This window comes from Parabacteroides sp. KHUB-03, from assembly GCF_056640975.1.
Window position 1 is genome coordinate 2,116,911 of record NZ_CM153257.1, and the last position, 20,238, is coordinate 2,137,148.

Below are 20,238 nucleotides of genomic sequence, written 5' to 3' on the forward strand. Positions count from 1 at the left end.
AATCAAGGCATCTTCAGCGTAACCATTTCAGTATAGTTATACCGTCTGTTACCTTCAATCTCCTTGTCAATACGAGCACCAACCCGAAGATGGTAAGTAAAACCCGATTCCAAAGGAGCTTTTGTAGTCAACGATACTGTAGTGCCCAACATATTATTGGCTTCCGTACCTGAGATATACACTGAATAACGGTCATCCTTATTGTTCTCGCCAACATAAGGAGCGCCGGCTACAACAAAGAAACGAACATCAGACACATTTTGCTGGAAATCCTTGTTATTGGTACCTCTCTTGATCAAAGCTTTCACCGTTACAGTTTTATCAGCATTGACAACAGGTTCGCCTACCCAATCAACATTAAGGAATGGCTCTACTTCAAACTTCAGATCCAATGTACCTTTCACCTTATGTCTTTCTTCGGCAAGCGGAACAAAAGCACCCATTACCGTAATACCATATTCGCCTGCAAATATTTTGGTATTATTAAAGTTGCCTTCCTGCATTCCTCCGAAATAATAAGGAGTAGGAGAATCACTCCAACTATATTCCATCAACTTAATACGGATACCACCTTCACCCACTTCTGTTTGTAAGGGCTTTCCGGTATTTTTATCAAATACTACTCCCTTAATTGTTTCGGCAGGTTCTTCATAATTATCAAATTTGGTACAAGAACTGCCAGCCAGCAGCAACAGTGCCATTGATAAATAACATATTACTTTTTTCATTTTATTTTCTCTGTATTATAAGATTAATAACCTGGATTCTGAGTAAGTCCGCTTTTTGTTATTTCATCATTCGGTATCTGATTATAATACCATCTTTCATCAAATGTAAAGCGTTTGTTCTTATCATCCGGACGAGCGTCAAAGAACCATTTGCCTGCTTTTTCTGCATAGAATGGAAACAACGATCTATAAAGCGTAGAGTTCTGCTCACGGTGAGCTGTTCTCCAACGTCTCATATCCCACCATACTTTATTCTCGAAACTCAATTCCTTACGTCTTTCAACACGTACGATTTCCTTTGTCAATTCGGCTTTGCTTGTCAATAAAGTAGCACCTGCTCTTTCACGAATTTCATTGATACAATCAAAAGCGTCCTGCATATAGTCAGCGTCTGCAGCTCCTTCTTCAGCCAACTCAACAGCAGCCTCGGCACGAGTTAACAGCACTTCGGCATAACGCATTTCAAGCCAAGCCTGCTCCGAACGTCTTTCCATAACCAAAGCGGCAGGAATAGAAGGATCAATCCATTTACGCACAGCAAAGCCGGCTATCGTACATTCTCCATTGTCATAAAAACAACCGCTACGACCGCTGGCGTTCATCTTTTCACCATTAGGCAAAACACGCACGGTCTGGTTTTCTGCACTCTGCGAACTTACAATAAGATCCTTACAATGCGGATCATTTTCATATCTTTCGGCAGGTTCATCCGACAACTGCAAACGAGAAATACCATTGGCAACCTCACCTGTGTAAATACCTCTCCAGATTTCCACCTGTTCGCCTTTCAGCTCGTCGCCAGGTAAAATCACGATTGCACGCAAGCGTGGTTCTGCATTTTCGAACAGTTCCATTGTGGTATTATAGAGTTTGTATTTACCATTCTCATCGAATACCTGAATCTTGTTTTGTGCATTCTTAGGAAATCCTTCAAACATTTCCACAAAGCTCAGCGTAGGGCTTGTTGATGCAGTCCACCCATTTGTACGAAACTGACGTGGGATGTTATAAGCATCATAACCATGTACCGATTCGGGATATTTATACTGACGGATAAAGATATTTTCGCGGCTGTTTTCAGCAAAATACATATCCACATAGTTCTGATATTGAGCCTGCTTATCATCAGCCTTCCAACCATCTTTATATAATGTATATTTACCTTTCAACAGACAAGCGGCGTCATAACTTTTCTTGAAGTATTCTTTCGCTTTCTCTCTTGAAACACCACAAACCCGAATTGTATTATCCTTGTCGTCGCGTTTGTCTACCTCATTATATTTTGCAATAGAACCGGCAAACAACATTGCTCTCGCTTTAAAAGCTGCAGCTACATATTTATTAGCACGGCCTTTCTGACTGGTTTCCGGAAGCAATTTATAAGCCTCATCAAAATCCTTCTCCATCTGCTCATATACAGCTTCTTCAGAAGAACGGTTTACCGTCAGCTCTTCTATCGGCTGATCTGGATATTTAAGAACACTGTTTACAATTGGTACACCGCCATAACGTTTTGCCAAGGCATGATAAGTGAAAGCACGCGTAAAATAAGCTTCTCCCATCCAGTTGTCAACCTGTTCTTTAGAGAAGTTGGATGCATATTTTGGCAATGTTTCCAGGAAATAGTTTGTTTCACGGATCAATTTGTAAGCATCATTCCATATCTGGTTAGACTCGGTTTCCGCTCCATGAATATCACGGTTCAAAGCCTCACCTGTCATACCAAATGTAGATTGGAATGCAAACGAGTTATTGAATCCACGAGTATGCGAATAACGGAAATCTTCAATAAACTGCTGGCTGTATAAACGCGCCAGATAACTCTTTACTCCATTTTCCGTACCAAAAACATCATCATCCTGTACAACATTCAACGGTGGAATATCCAAATCAAGACACGAAGGCATGCCACACGTTAAAGCAAGCAATAATATATATTTTGAAAGTTTCATGACTTTTGAACGAGATTAAAATTTAACATTTGCACCTACAGAGAACGTTCTGTTCAAAGGATACATATTACCATAGCTATCTTCCGGATGTTCCGGATCGATTTCAACTCCCTTTATAGTGAAAAGGTTATAACCATTCAAGTAGATTCTTACACTCTTGATTCCTGCTTTAGAAACCCATTGCTGAGGTAAAGTATAACCAATTTCAGCACTTTTCAAACGCAGATAACTTGCATTATAAAAATTAAAGCGTGAATTTTCATCCGCTACAGTTCCTGTATAACCAAATTTACCCGGAACCCAAATAGTAGACGGTGCATATGGATTTGCCGTAGGATCGACTGGATGCCATCTGTCCATAAAATACTCCAATGCATTTGAGTAATCATTACCCCACATCGGTTCGCGCAACTGCTCGATATATCTAACGTAGCTCATACCAGCACCTTGAAACAACAGGTTCAAGTCAAATCCTTTATATTCAGCACCAGCCGCAAAACTAAAGTTGATCATTGGCTTGCCTGTATAACCTATCGGATGAGTGTCATGATCTGTTATCTGTCCGTCGCCATCCCAGTCTAGATAAATATAGTCGCCCGGAAGCACATTCTTATCTGCATAAATAGGACTGTTCAATATATAGTCATACGATGTATAACGTCCGCCATCACCTTTTCCCCATTTAATATCGTTGTAACGGTCGTTTCCGTTATTACGCCAGTTTTCATACGAGTTACCAGCTCTGCCGCGTTCCTGATAAGTAGTCTGCGTACGAGTATATGAGAAAATACCTTTCAGGTTGTAGTTTACTTCACCAACTCTGTTACGGTGGGTCAATTCCATTTCAACACCATGTGTAAAGTCACCGTTCAAGTTTTCTTGCGGAAGTTCGGCACCTACCACTCCCGGCAAACTCAGATCTCTCTTTGCCAGCAATCCGGTTCTGTCACGTGTAAAATAGTCGGCCGAAACACCCAGAAGACCATTCCACATCTCTACGTCAGCACCTATGTTCAATGTCTTAGAGATATACCAAGTGATATACGGGTTTGTAATACCTTTGCTCTGAACACCCGAAACAAATGTTCCGTCAAATACTGTTCCTGCTCCACCTTGACCGTCAAAGCCTCCGCCCGGATACAAGTAACCATTTACAAACTGATAGTTTGATGCACGGTCGTCACCCATCTTTCCATAAGAAGCGCGAAGTTTTGCATTGTTCACAAATGAAAGTTTGGAATCTTTCCAGAATGCCTCTTCCGAAATACGCCATCCCACAGAAGCTGAAGGGAAGAATCCCCACTGTGCACCTGTTCCGAATTTAGAAGAACCATCATAACGGAAACTGAATTCAGCCAGATATTTCGATTCATAATCGTATCCGAATTTACCAACCAAACCTAAATTTGCTTCCTTATATAAATCTCTTTTAGAAGGATCGTCCACATCATAGTTGGTACTCATATTACCTTCCTGATTGTCACTGTTTCCGGCAAATAGCTGATCTAAAGCCAATGATAACTCACGCTGAGCGAAAAAGTTATCTCCGTTTCTTTGGCTACCCTCCAACAATAACAAACCGTTCACATTATGCTTTTCGTTAAACAAGCGGCTGTAGTTCAATGCCACCTGATAAAGCAACGCTTCTTTTGTATAGTGTTCACGGCGGAACTTGCTTGTTCCTACACGTCCATGCTTCTGATATGTATCCGAAGCCTCATCATACGTATATTGATTATATGTTTTTTGATATAGTTTGTTATCTGCAATCTGATAATCATAACTGAACATTGCCCTTGCCTTCAACCCTTCGATATAAGGAACATCATAGGTTGCCTCTGCTGAAGTCTGGAACCATTTGTTGTTATATTTCTTATAACCAACCTGATTGGCATCCATCATAGCAACAGGGTTATCACCTTCGATCCATCCGTTCTGCAAGTATTCCGGATTATTATTTGCATAGATAGGCTGCGTAGCCGGAGCACGTTGGAAAGCACGGATAATCCAGTCGGAGTTTTCATACGGCTGGCTCTTCTCATCCATGATACCGCTCATGTTTAATGAAACGGTCAAACGATTCGTCAGTTTGCTTGTTACGTTAGAACGAACATTAAAACGATTATAATCCAAGCTCTTGCTCTTCAGGAAAGATTCCTGATACAAATAACCCGTACTGATATAGAAGTTTGTCTTTTCATTACCTCCGGTAGCACTTAATGTATGCTGTGTTTGAGGAGCCAATGTCCGCATACAAGCATCCCACCAATCTGTTCCAACCTTATCTCCACGGCGATAAGCATCAATCTCTTCTTGGCTGTAAGGAAGAATACCGCCTTCCAAACGGTGCATCGCTTTTTCATTTTTCAATGTCATCCAGTCCGCAGCGCTTGCACTCCTTGGCGAACCTGTCGGATTCTGCCATCCTACATTTCCATCATAAGAAAGTTCCAAAGAACCTTCCTTACCTTTCTTCGTTGTGATTAGAACAACACCATTTGCAGCACGCACACCATAAATAGCAGCCGAGGCATCTTTCAATACTGATAATGATTCAATATCGTTTGCATCCAGACGCGACATATTATCACGAGGCACACCATCTATAATGATCAATGGATTACCCATACCACGAATATCAAATGAGTTGTTGAAAGAACCTGGCTCTGAAGATTTCTGTACAACACGTACCCCAGGAACTTTACCGGTCAGCATGTTCTGAGCGTTCTCATTCTTGGTTGTTACGATATCGTCACTCTTAATCGCAGATACGGCACCGGTCAATGTAACCTTCTTCTGCGTACCATAACCTACAACTACCACTTCATCCAGTTTCTGTGTATCCTCACGTAAAGCAATAGTAACCGGCTGATTTCCTTTTACTGCAACTTCTTGCTCCATATATCCGATATAAGAAACCAAAAGAACAGCACCGGCAGGAACTTCAATGCTAAAATTACCATCCAGATCTGTTACCGTACCGGTAGTAGTACCTTTTACCATTACGTTTGCGCCAATAACCGCCTCACCCATTGCATCTTTTACCGTACCAGTAACGATTCTTTTTTGCTGGCTAGACATTGTTACAGCTTCGGCTTCTTTAGTTTTAATCAGCACTTGGCGATCAATAATCTGGTATTTATAATTGGTATTACGCAATACTTGTTCCAACACCTCTTCTAAAGATGCGTTTTTTACATTTACACTTGTTTGTTTGTTTACATTTACCTGGTTGTCGTTGAAGAAAAATGTAAATTCACTTGATTTTTCGATTTCCCTCAAAACTTCAATAATGCTACAATTTTGCTTGCTCAACGATACTTTGTAATTCTGTGAATATGAGGATGCAGAGATGCTACAAGCCACAAACACAGATAACAATGTCGTCATTTTCATAATACGAATTGTTTTTCTAAATCCCGGGACATAATTATCCCGTTCTTTGATTTTTTTCATAACTTTGTAATGTTATTGGTGAATAATTAGCAGGCTTTTGGCCTCTCAACTCCTTTGCCTGCCATCAAGAACTCACTGGTTGGAGGATGACAAGTTTATCCTCCAACTTTTGTTAGACTTAAGATGTATTTTCCCACATAGAAATAAATTAGGCTAATAGTTTGTTATTTTTCTAAATATAATTTATAATCTCCATTCATTTCGACGTATCTTATCGGAGACGATTTGCTCAGTATATACAAAATACGTTCGAGCGATTCGTCTCTCACTTTAAATGTAAAACGGTAACTATCTGCAACATTTTTCTGGCAAATTATTTTTCGACCGAACCATTGTTCCAAACGCGGAATTATCATATTCAGCTTTTCATTTTCAAAACTTAATATGCCGTTATTTCTCCACGTCGAATATTTATCGGCGTTAACGGTTCGCACACTGGCCGTTTTATTCCATTTGTCATATACAAACATCTCATTCGGCAAAAGCTCCACTTCCTTGTTACTAGGGTGTTTTTCATTATTAACCCCGATTTTCACTTTTCCGTTCAGCAGAATAATTTCATGCTTATTTTCATGTTTATAGCTAAACACTTCAAAAGCGGTACCCAATGCTGTTACTTTCATATCCGGCGTATGAACTATAAACGGTTTACCGGGATTCTTTGCCACATCAAAAAATGCTTGACCTTCCAAAGTAACCTCCCGGGTTTTTCCGGAAAACTTTTCCGGATAAACTATTTTACTGCCAGGGCCCATCTGCACCTCTGTTCCATCCGGTAATGAAACCGGCTCGAAGTTCTTTATACCGGAACTTGCTACAAACATTAATGGAGCGGGTTCCCTGTCAGCAAAATAAATAGCACCACCTAAACCTAAAACTAATACCACTGATGCTACCAAACTATATACTTTATAGAACACAACTTGCTTACTGATTTTACCATTTATCCTTTTCCGGATATTACCCCAAATGCGACTCCCATCTTCTTCCGAAAATCTAGCGCCATCATAAGAATCCCACTGGCAAAGCATTTTTCCTGAAATTTCAGGTCTATTAATCAATGCTGTTTCTTCTTCCTTATTCAAAGATTCATGCATTAATTTCTTTAATATGTCTTTCTTGTCGCTATTCATTAATTTTAGTCAATCTATATATAAATACACACCAAACTAATACTACCCCCATCCATAGATAAAAAAAAATCATCCGAATGAAATTTTACTTTCTTCCGAATGAAATAATAATTTCCCCCCGAATGGATCAAAAAAGAAAAAGAGATAACATATATACATTTTGTTTCAGATATTTCAGTGCTTCGCTTATTTGATGTTCCACTGTCTTTTCAGACAAATTGAGCTGTTGGGCTATTTCTTTATAACTCAAATGTTCTTTCCGGCTAAGATTAAATATTTCTTTTCGACGCGGAGGTAATTCGGCTATCAGTTGATCTATATATTCGGACAGATTTCGAGCATCTATCTCCTCTTCCATATTATATGAGTCTTCCATTGCAGCAAGAATCGTCATTTTATAGAAGTCTTCATTTACATTTTTACGATGCTGATTGAACACAAGATTTCTGGTAATTATAAAAAGAAGCCCTTTGAAATTATCATCTTCACGGATAAAATCTCGAGACTCCCAGACCTTGACAAATACTTCCTGAACAACTTCCTCTATTGCATTTTTATCGATCAGATATAAACGGCAAAAATTATAAACCTGACGCCAATAATTTTTATATAAGGTAGTGAATGCACTTTGATTACCTTGTCTGACTAGCAATATGAGTTCTTTTTCATCCATTCTGCTATTACAATTTAGTTGTTGGCAACTTCAATATCAAATAATCGGAAACAAATAAAAAACATTTCCCAAATACGGTCGTGCCCATTTGTTCATTCCATTCACAAATACATATATAGACACATTGTTTGTATCGTAACGATACAAACATATATGCCATTAATGGCATTCGCGTTAATTAATTTTCGTCAAAGATAGCATTTTTTGTCGTTTAATAAAAAATGACAATATATTTATACTAAATTCGATCTTTATTCCCTTAACAAATCCCCTTGATGATTTTGTAAAATCATCGGGACGTTTTTCAAAAATCATCGGGATAAATTATTTTTTATTTTCCGGCAATATACCCTGTTTATGGTATTTACTATATGAAAAGACATATCTACCTTTGTTATATAAAAATATGAACAACTAATTTTTCAGAATATGGCAAAAATAGCAAAACAGCTGACAGATTTAATCGGCAACACTCCTCTCCTGGAGTTATCAAGTTTCAATGCAAAAAAAGGAGCAAAAGCAAAATTGATTGGAAAACTGGAATATTTCAACCCAGCCGGTAGCGTAAAAGACCGTGTAGCATTAGCTATGATTGAAGACGCAGAAACGAAAGGACTCCTAAAGCCCGGAGCCACAATAATAGAGCCAACAAGTGGAAACACGGGAGTTGGATTAGCATTTGTATCTGCCTCAAAAGGATATAAACTAATCCTGACAATGCCTGAAACCATGAGCCTTGAACGACGTAATCTTTTAAAAGCTCTTGGGGCAAACCTGGTTTTAACACCAGGTTCTGAAGGCATGAAAGGAGCTATTGCCAAAGCGGAAGAACTACATAAAGAAAATCCGGACTCTATTATTTTACAGCAGTTTGAAAATCCGGCAAATCCGGCGAAGCATACACAGACTACCGCAGAAGAAATCTGGCGCGATACAGACGGCAAAGTTGATATTTTTGTTGCAGGAGTAGGCACAGGAGGAACAATCAGTGGAGTCGGAACAGGACTAAAAAAGCATAATCCAAACATTCGTATCGTAGCAGTAGAACCTAGCGACTCTCCTGTTCTTTCCGGTGGAAAACCCGGACCTCATAAGATACAAGGTATAGGCGCCGGTTTTATACCTAAGATTTATAATCCGGACGTTGTAGATCAAATCATACAAGTTGACAACAATGATGCTATTCGTACAAGTAGAGAATTATCTCAACAAGAAGGACTATTAGTAGGTATTTCATCCGGAGCTGCGGTATATGCCGCATTACAGTTAGCCCAGCTTCCCGAAAATTCGGGAAAAACAATTGTAACGTTATTACCTGATACGGGAGAAAGGTATTTGTCTACAGTGCTATACGCTTTTGACGAATATCCTTTATAAAAATAATAGCACATTGCAGAAGTTGTGGAAATATTACACACCTTTCCACAACTTCTACACCACAAACTTATACTTCACACAGACAACAACCCTCATACCTACTTAATAGACAGGATATTATATTTTTAATCAAATCCAGAAAGGCATGGCATCAATTTTGCAATTATATTTATAGTAAATCAAAAGGCAAACCTTTTATTATCATTCTATAGGAATCATCCGGCTTGAGAAAGTAGGATGATTTTCTACATATACCACAACACAAGAAGGGCAAAAAACCAGAGTTTTTATGAATGAAAAAGGAGAAGTAGTTTCATACTAATTTTTATATTTGCAGGAAACAAACGGTAAATGAAATACGGTGTACATAAACGGACTTTATTATTTATAGCAGGATTTGTATGGATCATTGCAGGGACAAATATTTTACGAATTGGTATTTTGACCTGGATAGATGATGCACAAAACCCGTTATTTAAAGTATGTGAAGCTATTATTGTGTTTTTGCTATTTTTCTATCTTGTATTCAAAAAACTATTTTATAAACACCGTGACCGCATAGCATTGAAAAAAGAAAAGAAGAATTGTCCCTTTTCCTTCTTTGATATCAAAGGATGGATAATCATGGCATTTATGATTACTTTCGGTATAACAATCCGGAAATTACAACTTCTTCCCAATTCTTTTATTTCCGTATTTTATACAGGACTATCTTCCGCATTAATCATTACAGGAATATTATTTATCATACAAGGATATAGAGCAAAGAAGAAATCTAATCAAATATAATATTCGGCAGAATCTATTATTCCGGCACGCAAAGCATATTTAGTTGCTTCATGAACGTTATTGATTTCGAGTTTCCGGAAAATATTTTTACGGTGAGTAGTTACAGTATGAACACTGGAAAAACGTTCTGCAGCAATCTCTTTTGTCGTTTTACCTGATGCTATTAATTTCAGTATTTCTTTTTCTGTTACAGTTAAAATTGGACGTTCTCCCAACTCTTTAGCGGGGAGCTTGCTTACTGACGAACCAGAAATACGATCGCTTATAAAACGCTGAGAAGTTAATGCTGAATGAATAGCTTTTTGAATCTCGTCTAACGCAGCATCCTTCATTACTATGCTGGCGGTTTCAGTACTAAAAAGGATCTTACGAATAAATTCTTCACTCAATTCATCACTAAATAACAACCAGTGGGAATGATTAAAACGGGTCTGTAAAATAATAAGTTCATCCACACCTGCCAAATCAAACAAGGTATAATCCAAAACAATAACGGCATCCGGATATATAGACAGCAAACGCAATAGTTGCTTATTGTCTTCCGCTTCCAATATGGAATCTATGCCAGGTATCCTCTCACATATATATAAAATACCGGCACGGGTAATATCTTGATTATCCGCTAAAATTATTGTTTTCATTTAACAGAATCCAGAGCTTGCCTGATATCATTATACAAATCGTCTATCGATTCCAAGCCAACCGACAAACGTATGGTTTGCTGACTTATATCCATCGCTTTCCGTTGCTCTTCGGTAAATCCCCCGTATATAGTACTTGCCGGATGAATTGCCAGTGTTTTATTATCAAACAAATTAGTTGCACGACGTATTAATTTAAGCTTATTCATAAAAGCAAAACATACTTCACGAGAAGCCAAATCAAACGTTAACATCGCTCCCGGATAAATACCGAACTGCGTTGTACTTATAGTGTAAAACGGATTATTTTCCAGTCCTGTATAATTTACAGATTCTATCCCTGCCAACTTCTGAAGGCATTTTGCCAGTTCCAGGCAAGTTGAAGCCTGATGGTTAAAACGAACCTGCATCGTTTCGAGCCCCAAAGTCTGCATGTAAGCTACCTGAGGAGTCATATATGCACCCAGATTCCGATGAATTTCTTTACGCATACGTGCTGTAAAAGCATTGCTTCCAAACTGTTCATACCAATGTTTCAACGGTATGGAATGGCTCCAGTCTGCAGTTCCATAATCAATAATCAATCCTCCAATACTAGTTGCCCCGCCTGAAATATATTTTGTACTAGATATTATTTCTATGTCCACACCAAAATCTGAAGCATGAAATACAGAAAATGGGACAACTGTAGTATCAGCAATCAGAGGTATTCTAAATTCTTTACCTATAAAAGAAAGCATCCGGAGATCGGCCACTTCCAATTGAGGATTGGTAATTACTTCAAGAAAGATTGCACAGGTATTCAAATCAACATTATCACGAACCTCTTCTTCATTCGTCAGATCACAAAACCGCGTTTCTACACCAAACGCAGCCAATGTGTTTTTCATCAATGAAAACGTATTGCCAAACAAATGAGGAGAAGTTACAATATTTCCTCCTGCATGAGTAAGCGCTATCAGAGTATTTGTAATTGCCGCCATTCCTGAATTCAAAGCTGTAACACTCACTGCATTAGTAATTGCACGTACGCGATCTTCAAAGTATTGGACCGTAGGATTTGTTATTCGGGAATAAGCGTGGTCTGTCGTATGTCCACAGAAAGCAGCTTCCATTGCTTCCGCCGTCTCAAATTCATAAGCTGCCGTATTATAAACCGGCATTGACAATGCTCCATAGATATCAGGTTTCTGATATGGAGTATGAAGCACTCGTGCTTCAAAGCTAAAATCTTCCATGAATCTAATTTTATCGCTTTTTTACTCTTGTTTCTGCAAAAATATCAATCATTTACATTACAGAAAAATAAATAACCATCATTTTAATCTTAATCAAACCAATATTTTAATTTTACATTTTAATAAACACATATATTTTGAATTTATTCTGATTAGCCTATCATGATTCCATTTGATATTCATTATATTTGCGGGCCAACTAATCAGAGAAATGACAAACGCTGCTTCATGACACGATTTTTACATAAAAACATCTTTCTATTATTATTTATCTGCCTATTTCAAAAACAACTTTTCTCCATTTGCATACGCAGAAATATTTAACAATACCGGTTATAACGGTCGAATGAATACTGATCGAATACGTTTCTCTACCGGAAGCGATTATAAATTAAACAATTACAAACATGCAATAGGTATTACATATTCCCACCATTTCTAAAAAAATGCCTATCTTTGCAATCCCGAGTGCTTGATTAACCTCGTTAAAAACAAGAGAGATGCAAAAAACAGTTACAATATCATTCATGCTGCTAGGTATCTTATTCAATATTTGCCTTGTAGCGTCCAACCTTTTAGAAACAAAAGTCGTACAGGTAGCAGGTATTACTGCTACGGCAGGATTAATCGTTTTCCCAATATCCTATATTATTAATGATTGTATTGCAGAAGTTTGGGGATTCAAAAAAGCACGTTTGATTATCTGGAGCGGGTTTGCTTCCAATTTTCTGGTGATCGGACTTGCACAACTTGCCGTAATGCTTCCCGCTGCACCTTTTTGGGAAGGAGAAGAAGGATTCAATTTTGTATTTGGAATGGCACCTCGCATTGCAATAGCAAGTTTGATTGCTTTCCTTATCGGTTCCTTTTTAAATGCTTATGTAATGAGCAAAATGAAAATTGCTTCACAAGGGAAGCATTTTTCTCTACGCGCAATAGTTTCCACACTAGCCGGCGAAAGTGCTGATTCACTTATTTTCTTTCCTATTGCTTTCGGAGGTTTAATTCCTACAAGTGAGCTGTTAATAATGATTGCTACACAAGCAGTACTAAAATCATTATATGAAGTAATAATACTTCCCGTCACCATCCGAGTAGTAAAATACATCAAGAAGGTAGACGGGAATGATGTGTACGATGTAGGGACTTCGTACAATATATTGAGGGTAAAGGATATTTAATTCCCTTCAAAATCAATGTTCTCAGTTTTTTCATTCCAATTGGCAACTTCAAAGCCCATTGGAACCGCTTTCTTCATCAAATATTCCCCCAATAGCGGCAGTAAGTGCCAAACGTGTCCTTAATTATACTCACCTACCCGAAGTTTTATAAAATATTATCCCGAACAATAGCTCCTGTCGACACCGTATAAAGGGCATAGGAGATAATTCATCTTTTTGAACAACTCCCCAACATAGCAGGCAATAGTAATAACAGAACTAATAACTTTTTCATATCACGAATATCAATCGGTTTTAAATTGATGTCTATAAAACAGATGATAACCGTATTAGTTCTGATTGAAAAGTTAAAAGTTTAATTATTAATAAAACAAATGAGACCAATCTTCGCGGGGCTGTACTGTATATGCCCGTATACGCATCGCTTCAGCTGTACGGCAATTGGGTAATGCATCATCAATCAACAAAGTTTCTTCTGAACGAATAGCGGCATCATTAAGGACATATTCAAAAATATCAGTATTGGGCTTTAGCATGTGCAGTTCATAGGAAAGATATATCTTATTGAAAAAATCACCGGCCTGTAATCCTTTATAAGTAAACCATTTTTGGGCAATCCATTTCCAATGAATTTCATTGGTATTACTAAGCAACATCGTATTGTATTTTTTCCGAAGTTTCAATAACAGATCAAGCTTATATTCGGGCACATCTCCCAACATGGCAATCCAGGCTTCATCTATTTGCCGATCTGTAAGATTTTTTTTAGCTAAATCACGAATACCATCCCTAAAGTCAGCCGGAGAAATATAGCCTAACTCCAGTTTCATAAAAAGATCTTTGTGCTGAAAATTATTTACGATATTTTCCCGGACATTACTTACTCCCAGTTGTTCAAAAGCCTCGATACAGCGATTGCGCGTCAAATTAATAATAACTCCGCCTAAATCTATGATTATATTTTTAATACCATCCATAATGTTCTTTATTTATACCAACGTTTACGACGTCTGCGATGACGCTGTTTCTGCTTATATTTCCGTATCTTACGAATCACGATCCATACAAAAAGTAGCCCGAATACCGTAAATATCAACAAGAGAATGCCCGTATTCAAATTATCTCCTTTAACGCGGCTCCACATTTCCAATACAAGTTCTGTTTCATCTCCGAAGTCACGGATCATTGCGCATCGCTCTACTATTTTTTGATCAGGATATTGGACTAAATTAATCTGTATGCTATCCGCACCAGCTCCAAAAAAATAGCTCAGATTTGAATATTGTGTAATTGTCGTATCAATTTTAGCTTCCAGTATTTCGGGGGTAGCAACAGCACTAACGTAGCCTATTGCATCCATATTTTTCAAAGCAATATCCGGTTGACAAATATAATCAATAAAATAACTGGCTGCCTTTACGTTACATGCGTATTTCGGAATAACCCAGCCGTCATACCATATATTACTTCCCTCCTGCGGAACTTCATATCCAAGATTCACACCAACAGCAGCCGCTTCTTCCATAGCCCAGACTGCATCACCGCTCCAGGTAAGATTCATCCAGGCTTTGTTCTTAGTCATCATTTCTTTTCCAAAATCTGCTTCCCAGCCGGCAATATTCGGTTTCATCAATTTCAAATACTTTTCAGCCAAAGCGATTGCTTCAGGCGAATTGTCATTCATCAACTGTTCAACAGAAACTTTGCCTTCTGCCAATTTGTTGGTATGGGCATATATAATGGCTGTTCCGTAAGCATCCCGATAGCTATCTTTCATCAGGATTTTTCCCTTATATTCAGGATTCCACAAACAATCCCACGTCATAACCTCTTCACGAGAGATGAAATTTTCATTATAAAGCAATCCGGTTGTGCCCCACATATAAGCTACGACATAATTTGTAGCTACACGTCCGGGCTGGCTCAGTTTATTCAATTGCTCTTTTATATAAGGAGATATGTTATTTATATAATCGGGAGTCTTACCAAAGTTTCGATCTATCGGGAGCAATAAATCTTTTTTCAACATCCGTTCAATAATATATTCGGAAGGGCAAACCAAATCAAAGTCTTCATGTCCACGTTCAATTTTGGTAAGCATGATTTCATTAATATCGAAAACCTGATAGATAACTTTTATATCTTCACCCGTCTGTTCTTTATACCATTTCGGGAAATTATTCAATACATCCTCATCTATATAATCTGCCCAATTATATATTTTCAATATTTTATTACGTTCTTCCTTTGTTCTGGAACATGAAGAAAGCAAACCAATCAAAAAGGTTAACAGGCATAAGAATCTTAAAATTTTACTCATTTTATTTATCTGGCTTTTGCTTTTTCAGCCCGTTTATTTATAATAATCAATAATACTAACACTGTAACGAAGATAATAGTTGATAAAGGACGAAGCTCAGGTGTCAGCCCTCCTTTACGGGCATCTGCATAAATAAAGGTAGACAACGTTTCTAATCCTTCATTTCCTATAGTAAAAATAGTTACGGCAAAATCATCAATCGATAAAGTGAATGCCAAAATAAATCCGCTAATCATACCCGGCCGTATTTCAGGAAAAATAACTTTGCGTAACGCCTGAAAAGGTGTTGCCCCCAAATCCAGTGCGGCTTCATACACATTCGGATTCATTTTCTTTAAACGGGGCATCACACTTAATACCACATAAGGGGTACAAAAAGTAATATGGGCAAGAAGTACGGTTGTAAATCCCTGAGAAATCCCGAAACTCACAAACAGTAAAAACAAAGATATACCTGTGATAATATCTGCATTCATCATCGGTATTGCATTTACAAAACTAACAACCTGGCGAGTACGCGAACGCAGATTGAAAATGCCAATGGCTGCTACACTTCCCAACAACGTCGATATAATGGCCGCCAGCATAGCTATCGCAAATGTCGTCCACAAAGCACCGATTAATGAATGTTGCACATTGCCTGCAAACAAAGAGCTATACAACTTAGTAGAAAAACCTGTCCAGTTTCCTAATACTTTGGCTTCCGTAAAAGAGAATATCATTATAATCAATATCGGAGCATAAAGCAATACGAGAAGCAACCATAAATAAGTCTTCGCTATAAATTTCGCCATCATATCACACCTCCTTCATTTGATGTGTCATCGCTATCATTGCTGAATAAAATAGTGACTCCTATCAATATCAACATAATTAAAGAAAGAGCAGCACCATAATTCCACATTCCATTATTAATATTTTCCTGTACTGTTGTTCCGAAGAGTTTGATGTTATTCATTGTAAGCAACTCGGCAATAGCAAAAGTGGAAACAGTTGGCATAAATACCATAACCACGCCACTCATTACTCCGGGCATTGACAATGGAAAGATTGTTTTAATAAAAACCTGGAGAGGATTTGCCCCTAAATCCTGTGCCGCCTCAACTAAGCTGGAATCCATTTTTTGGAGCGTATTATAAATCGGATAAATCATAAACGGGAGAAAATTATAAACCATACCGAATATCAGAGCACCTTCTCCCAAAGGGAAATCAAGAAAATCGAACAATGCAACAGTAGCCAATGTACGAATCAGTATATTTACCCACATAGGAAGGATAAACAGCATGACCATAGTACGGGATGTATTAAACCGCGCCTGGCTTAATATATAAGCAGCCGGATATCCCAGAATAAGGCAGATTAACGTTGTTATTATAGCAATCCCTATCGAATAAACGAATGTATTTATAGCTTCCGGGTGCATCATAAACTTCCTGAAATTGGCAAAAGTGAAAGCACCATCCGCATTCGTAAACGCATAAATTAGAATCAGGAGCAGCGGCATTACCACAAAAATGGCAAGAAAAACAGCATATGGAATCGTCCAATTCCTGCGCCGCATAAAAAAAGCTGAGAATTTAGTAATCACATCCTTTCCTTTTTATCAATGAATGATTCGTATATTTTCAGGGGCTATAGTAATACCTACCCGGTCTCCGTCGTCCCATACATCATTTGTATCTACAAAAATATTTTCATCCCAATCCGTAAAAACAGTCAGATGATAATGGTTTCCTTTATATAAGATAAATTTCACCTCGCCGGTCAGCTTTCCGTCTTCTTCATTATCCTCCAGAATAACGTGCTCAAAATTCACCTCAACCTTAACCGGTGTTTCCGGATCGATATCTTTCACTTCCTTACATTCAAACACACATCCCAAAAACTCCACATGGGTAGCATCAACCAATTTTCCTTCAAATGTATTGCAAGTGCGTTCTTTCTTCATAACATGAATATCGAATGGCTTCACCAGCAACCCTACTTCCATGCCTGTATCGAAACAATGGTAGTCCTGTACCATAAATTCATATCCATTCGGTGTTTGAACCATCATTTCATAGTGAACACCTTTGAAGATCGAAGAAGTTACCGTACCTGTCAGCATTGCGGCCTCCGAGGGTTCAAAAATATAAATATCTTCGGGCCGGATAACCACATCGACAGGAACATTATCTCCAAAGCCTTCATCAACACATTCAAACTCGCGCCCGGCAAACGTAACAAGTTTGTCCTTTACCATCAAACCATTTAGCACATTACTTTCTCCAATGAAATCTGCAACAAACGAATTTATCGGTTCATTGTATATATCGATCGGTGTACCAATCTGTTGAATCTTCCCTTCGCTCATGACAACAATAGTGTCACTGAGTGTCAAAGCTTCTTCCTGATCATGCGTCACATATACGAACGTAATACCTAAAGATTTGTGCATCTCCTTCAACTCCATTTGCATATCCTTGCGCATTTTCAGATCCAAGGCAGCCAATGGTTCATCCAGCAAAAGCACTTCCGGCTCATTCACAATTGCACGCGCTATAGCCACACGTTGCTGTTGTCCACCGGAAAGAGAATCTACATCCCTGTATTCATAATCCGTCATCCCCACCATCTTTAAGGCTTGCTTTACCTTTTTGGTTATGGTAGCAGACGGCATTTTTTTAAGTTTCAATCCGAAGGCAATGTTGTTAAAAACATTAAGATGCGGGAAAAGTGCATATTTTTGAAATACGGTATTGACAGGGCGCTTATGAGGGGGTGTTTGTGTAATATCTTTTCCAGCAATGGATATTTCGCCTTCCGACGCTGTCTGAAACCCGGCAATCAAACGTAAAAGAGTAGTTTTACCACAACCCGAGGGTCCTAATATAGTAACGAACTCGCCCTTGCGAACAAACAAATTTACATCATTCAGTACAGCCTTATCTCCAAAATATTTATAGACATGTTCGATACCAATAATGCAGTCGGACTTTTGCATAAATCTATCCTTAATTCTATCAAATTAAACAATCAACCGTTCATTTATTATAAGCGGGACAAAGGTACACAATTTGAAGGATAATCAAACACACCTTCCGTTATCTGAAGATTGTACCAACGTAGTTTTGTTAGTTTAATCCTCCTGCCTTCCACATATCAAGCAGAAGTTCGTAAGAACCGTATATGCAAAAAGAACCTTTCCGAAATCGCCCGTACCGCCATCACTGCCTGTTTATTGAAGGTTTAATGCGTTCGTTATAGTTATGTTAACGGAGAAAACAAAACAGAACAATTCCTACTTTTAAATGTTATGAAATAAATCTAAACAAGAATATTATGTACGTATATTTACGCAAATGGTGTTATGCCGTACTCTGCCTTCTTTCGCCTGTTTTACTTTCCGCCCAGAACGGACAGAAGTATCTTGAACGGGCACTTCCCCAGACTTGGCAAGAAAACAGCGACGATTTCCAACAAACATTACCTGTAGACGACCATTGGTGGAGCAACTTCAACGATCCGCTACTCGATTCCCTGATAGCTGTCGCCATAAAACAGAATTATTCTGTTCAAATGGCTGCCGACCGTATTGCCATGGCAAAAGCCAACCTTCGCATACAACAAGGCAGTTACTCACCAACACTAGGTTTAAATGCAGGATGGACGCGACAACAAAGCAGTGGCAATACCACACAACTGCCTCAATCCGTCACTCAATATACGGATGCATCGCTTAATATGAATTGGGAAATTGATGTCTTCGGCAGTATCCGCAACAGGGTAAAAGCCCAAAAAGAAAACTTTGCCGCTTCAAAAGAAGAATACAATGCTGTTATGGTCTCCCTCTGCGCTCAGGTTGCATCCGCTTATATTAACCTACGGGAACTGCAACAAGAATTGGAAGTCGTAAACAAAAACTGTGAATCCCAACTGGCCGTAGTGAAAATAACAGAAAAAAGATTTGAGACCGGACTTGTTTCAAAACTCGATGTTGCACAAGCTCTATCCGTATATTACGACACAAAATCATCCGTCCCGATGCTGGAAGCCGGAATCATTCAATACACCAATTCACTTGGAGTTTTAATGGGACTTTATCCATGGGATGTACGCAAAATAACAGAAACCCAACAACCATTACCCGAATATATCGAACCTGTGGGGGTCGGCATTCCTGCCAATCTATTATTACGCAGGCCGGATATTCGTTCTGCCGAACGGCAGGTAAACGCATACGCGGCTTCGTTAGGAGCATCCAAATCGGATTGGTGGCCCCAGATATTCGTTAAAGGCTCCGTGGGCTTTGCATCTCATGACATCGACAAAATTGCAAACCATAATAGCTTGACTTATGAAATAGCCCCTACCCTTACCTGGAATTTTTTCCAGGGAACAAAGCTGATGCAAGCCACCCGGCTGGCAAAAGCCCAATTGGACGAATCCGTACGCCAGTTTAACGAGACGGTTTTAACTTCCGTACAGGAAGTCGATAATGCAATGAGCGCATACAAGAATTCCATCAAACAGATTGTTGCCTTACGGGAAGTAGTAAACCAAGGGAAAGAGACATTGACTCTATCACTTGACTTATATAAACAAGGACTCAGCCCTTTCCAAAATGTACTTGATGCACAGCGCTCTCTGCTTTCATACGAAAATGCCCTCACACAGGCAAAAGGAAATTCACTGCTCAGCCTTATTCAGCTCTACCAGGCATTAGGCGGAGGATGGAGCGAAAGTAATAATTGAACTGAAAACTAAT

At 38.6% G+C, this 20,238-nt stretch carries 16 protein-coding genes; 4 read left to right on the forward strand and 12 right to left on the reverse strand.

Going from position 1 to position 20,238, the window contains the following annotated elements:
* Positions 1-2: 2 nt before the first annotated feature.
* The 5 genes from ACYIB7_RS09110 to ACYIB7_RS09130 form a co-directional block, all read right to left on the reverse strand.
* Complete coding sequence (locus ACYIB7_RS09110; protein ID WP_103982076.1) at positions 3-728, reverse strand: DUF3823 domain-containing protein; 726 nt, start codon at positions 726-728, stop codon at positions 3-5.
* Between the two features lie 23 nt (positions 729-751).
* Positions 752-2,680, reverse strand: a complete 1,929-nt coding sequence (locus tag ACYIB7_RS09115; protein ID WP_480336833.1) for a RagB/SusD family nutrient uptake outer membrane protein — start codon at positions 2,678-2,680, stop codon at positions 752-754.
* 15 nt (positions 2,681-2,695) lie between these two features.
* On the reverse strand, positions 2,696-6,136 hold the full coding sequence (locus ACYIB7_RS09120) for a TonB-dependent receptor (protein WP_480336834.1): 3,441 nt from the start codon (positions 6,134-6,136) through the stop codon (positions 2,696-2,698).
* Between the two features lie 164 nt (positions 6,137-6,300).
* Positions 6,301-7,269: a FecR family protein gene (locus ACYIB7_RS09125; protein ID WP_103982079.1), complete on the reverse strand. Its 969-nt coding sequence runs from the start codon at positions 7,267-7,269 to the stop codon at positions 6,301-6,303.
* A gap of 127 nt (positions 7,270-7,396) precedes the next feature.
* Positions 7,397-7,942, reverse strand: a complete 546-nt coding sequence (locus ACYIB7_RS09130) for an RNA polymerase sigma-70 factor (protein WP_103982080.1) — start codon at positions 7,940-7,942, stop codon at positions 7,397-7,399.
* Positions 7,943-8,371: 429 nt separating this feature from the next.
* On the opposite strand from ACYIB7_RS09130, the gene cysK reads away from it, so the two are divergent.
* The gene (gene cysK / locus ACYIB7_RS09135; RefSeq protein WP_103982081.1) at positions 8,372-9,319 is read left to right on the forward strand and encodes a cysteine synthase A; all 948 of its coding nucleotides are present in this window, start codon (positions 8,372-8,374) and stop codon (positions 9,317-9,319) included.
* 351 nt (positions 9,320-9,670) lie between these two features.
* Positions 9,671-10,108, forward strand: a complete 438-nt coding sequence (locus tag ACYIB7_RS09140; RefSeq protein WP_103982082.1) for a hypothetical protein — start codon at positions 9,671-9,673, stop codon at positions 10,106-10,108.
* On the opposite strand, the gene ACYIB7_RS09145 is transcribed toward ACYIB7_RS09140, so the two are convergent.
* Positions 10,099-10,749 (reverse strand): response regulator transcription factor, encoded by a 651-nt coding sequence (locus ACYIB7_RS09145; RefSeq protein ID WP_103982083.1) that lies wholly within the window; start codon positions 10,747-10,749, stop codon positions 10,099-10,101. The genes ACYIB7_RS09140 and ACYIB7_RS09145 overlap by 10 nt on opposite strands.
* A complete protein-coding gene (locus ACYIB7_RS09150; protein WP_103982084.1) occupies positions 10,746-11,987 on the reverse strand; it encodes a PLP-dependent transferase in 1,242 nt (413 codons plus the stop codon). The genes ACYIB7_RS09145 and ACYIB7_RS09150 overlap by 4 nt, the downstream gene beginning before the upstream one ends.
* Before the next feature lie 500 nt (positions 11,988-12,487).
* On the opposite strand from ACYIB7_RS09150, the gene ACYIB7_RS09155 reads away from it, so the two are divergent.
* Positions 12,488-13,168 (forward strand): queuosine precursor transporter, encoded by a 681-nt coding sequence (locus tag ACYIB7_RS09155; protein WP_099465447.1) that lies wholly within the window; start codon positions 12,488-12,490, stop codon positions 13,166-13,168.
* Between the two features lie 362 nt (positions 13,169-13,530).
* On the opposite strand, the gene ACYIB7_RS09160 is transcribed toward ACYIB7_RS09155, so the two are convergent.
* The 5 genes from ACYIB7_RS09160 to ACYIB7_RS09180 are packed head-to-tail and all read right to left on the reverse strand — an operon-like array spanning position 13,531 to position 18,474.
* Entirely contained in the window at positions 13,531-14,145 is a 615-nt protein-coding gene (locus tag ACYIB7_RS09160) for an HAD family hydrolase (protein ID WP_480336837.1), read from the reverse strand.
* 8 nt (positions 14,146-14,153) lie between these two features.
* Positions 14,154-15,488, reverse strand: coding sequence for an ABC transporter substrate-binding protein (locus ACYIB7_RS09165; protein ID WP_103982086.1), 1,335 nt, complete (start codon positions 15,486-15,488; stop codon positions 14,154-14,156).
* Between the two features lie 5 nt (positions 15,489-15,493).
* Positions 15,494-16,282 (reverse strand): ABC transporter permease, encoded by a 789-nt coding sequence (locus tag ACYIB7_RS09170; RefSeq protein ID WP_394340836.1) that lies wholly within the window; start codon positions 16,280-16,282, stop codon positions 15,494-15,496.
* Positions 16,282-17,052 carry an ABC transporter permease gene (locus tag ACYIB7_RS09175; protein ID WP_103982088.1) on the reverse strand — a complete coding sequence of 257 codons (771 nt, stop codon included), beginning with the start codon at positions 17,050-17,052 and terminating at the stop codon, positions 16,282-16,284. Before ACYIB7_RS09175 ends, ACYIB7_RS09170 begins: the two co-directional genes overlap by 1 nt.
* Before the next feature lie 42 nt (positions 17,053-17,094).
* Positions 17,095-18,474 carry a polyamine ABC transporter ATP-binding protein gene (locus ACYIB7_RS09180; RefSeq protein ID WP_103982089.1) on the reverse strand — a complete coding sequence of 460 codons (1,380 nt, stop codon included), beginning with the start codon at positions 18,472-18,474 and terminating at the stop codon, positions 17,095-17,097.
* Between the two features lie 338 nt (positions 18,475-18,812).
* On the opposite strand from ACYIB7_RS09180, the gene ACYIB7_RS09185 reads away from it, so the two are divergent.
* Positions 18,813-20,225: an efflux transporter outer membrane subunit gene (locus ACYIB7_RS09185; RefSeq protein WP_099465453.1), complete on the forward strand. Its 1,413-nt coding sequence runs from the start codon at positions 18,813-18,815 to the stop codon at positions 20,223-20,225.
* Positions 20,226-20,238: the final 13 nt, after the last annotated feature.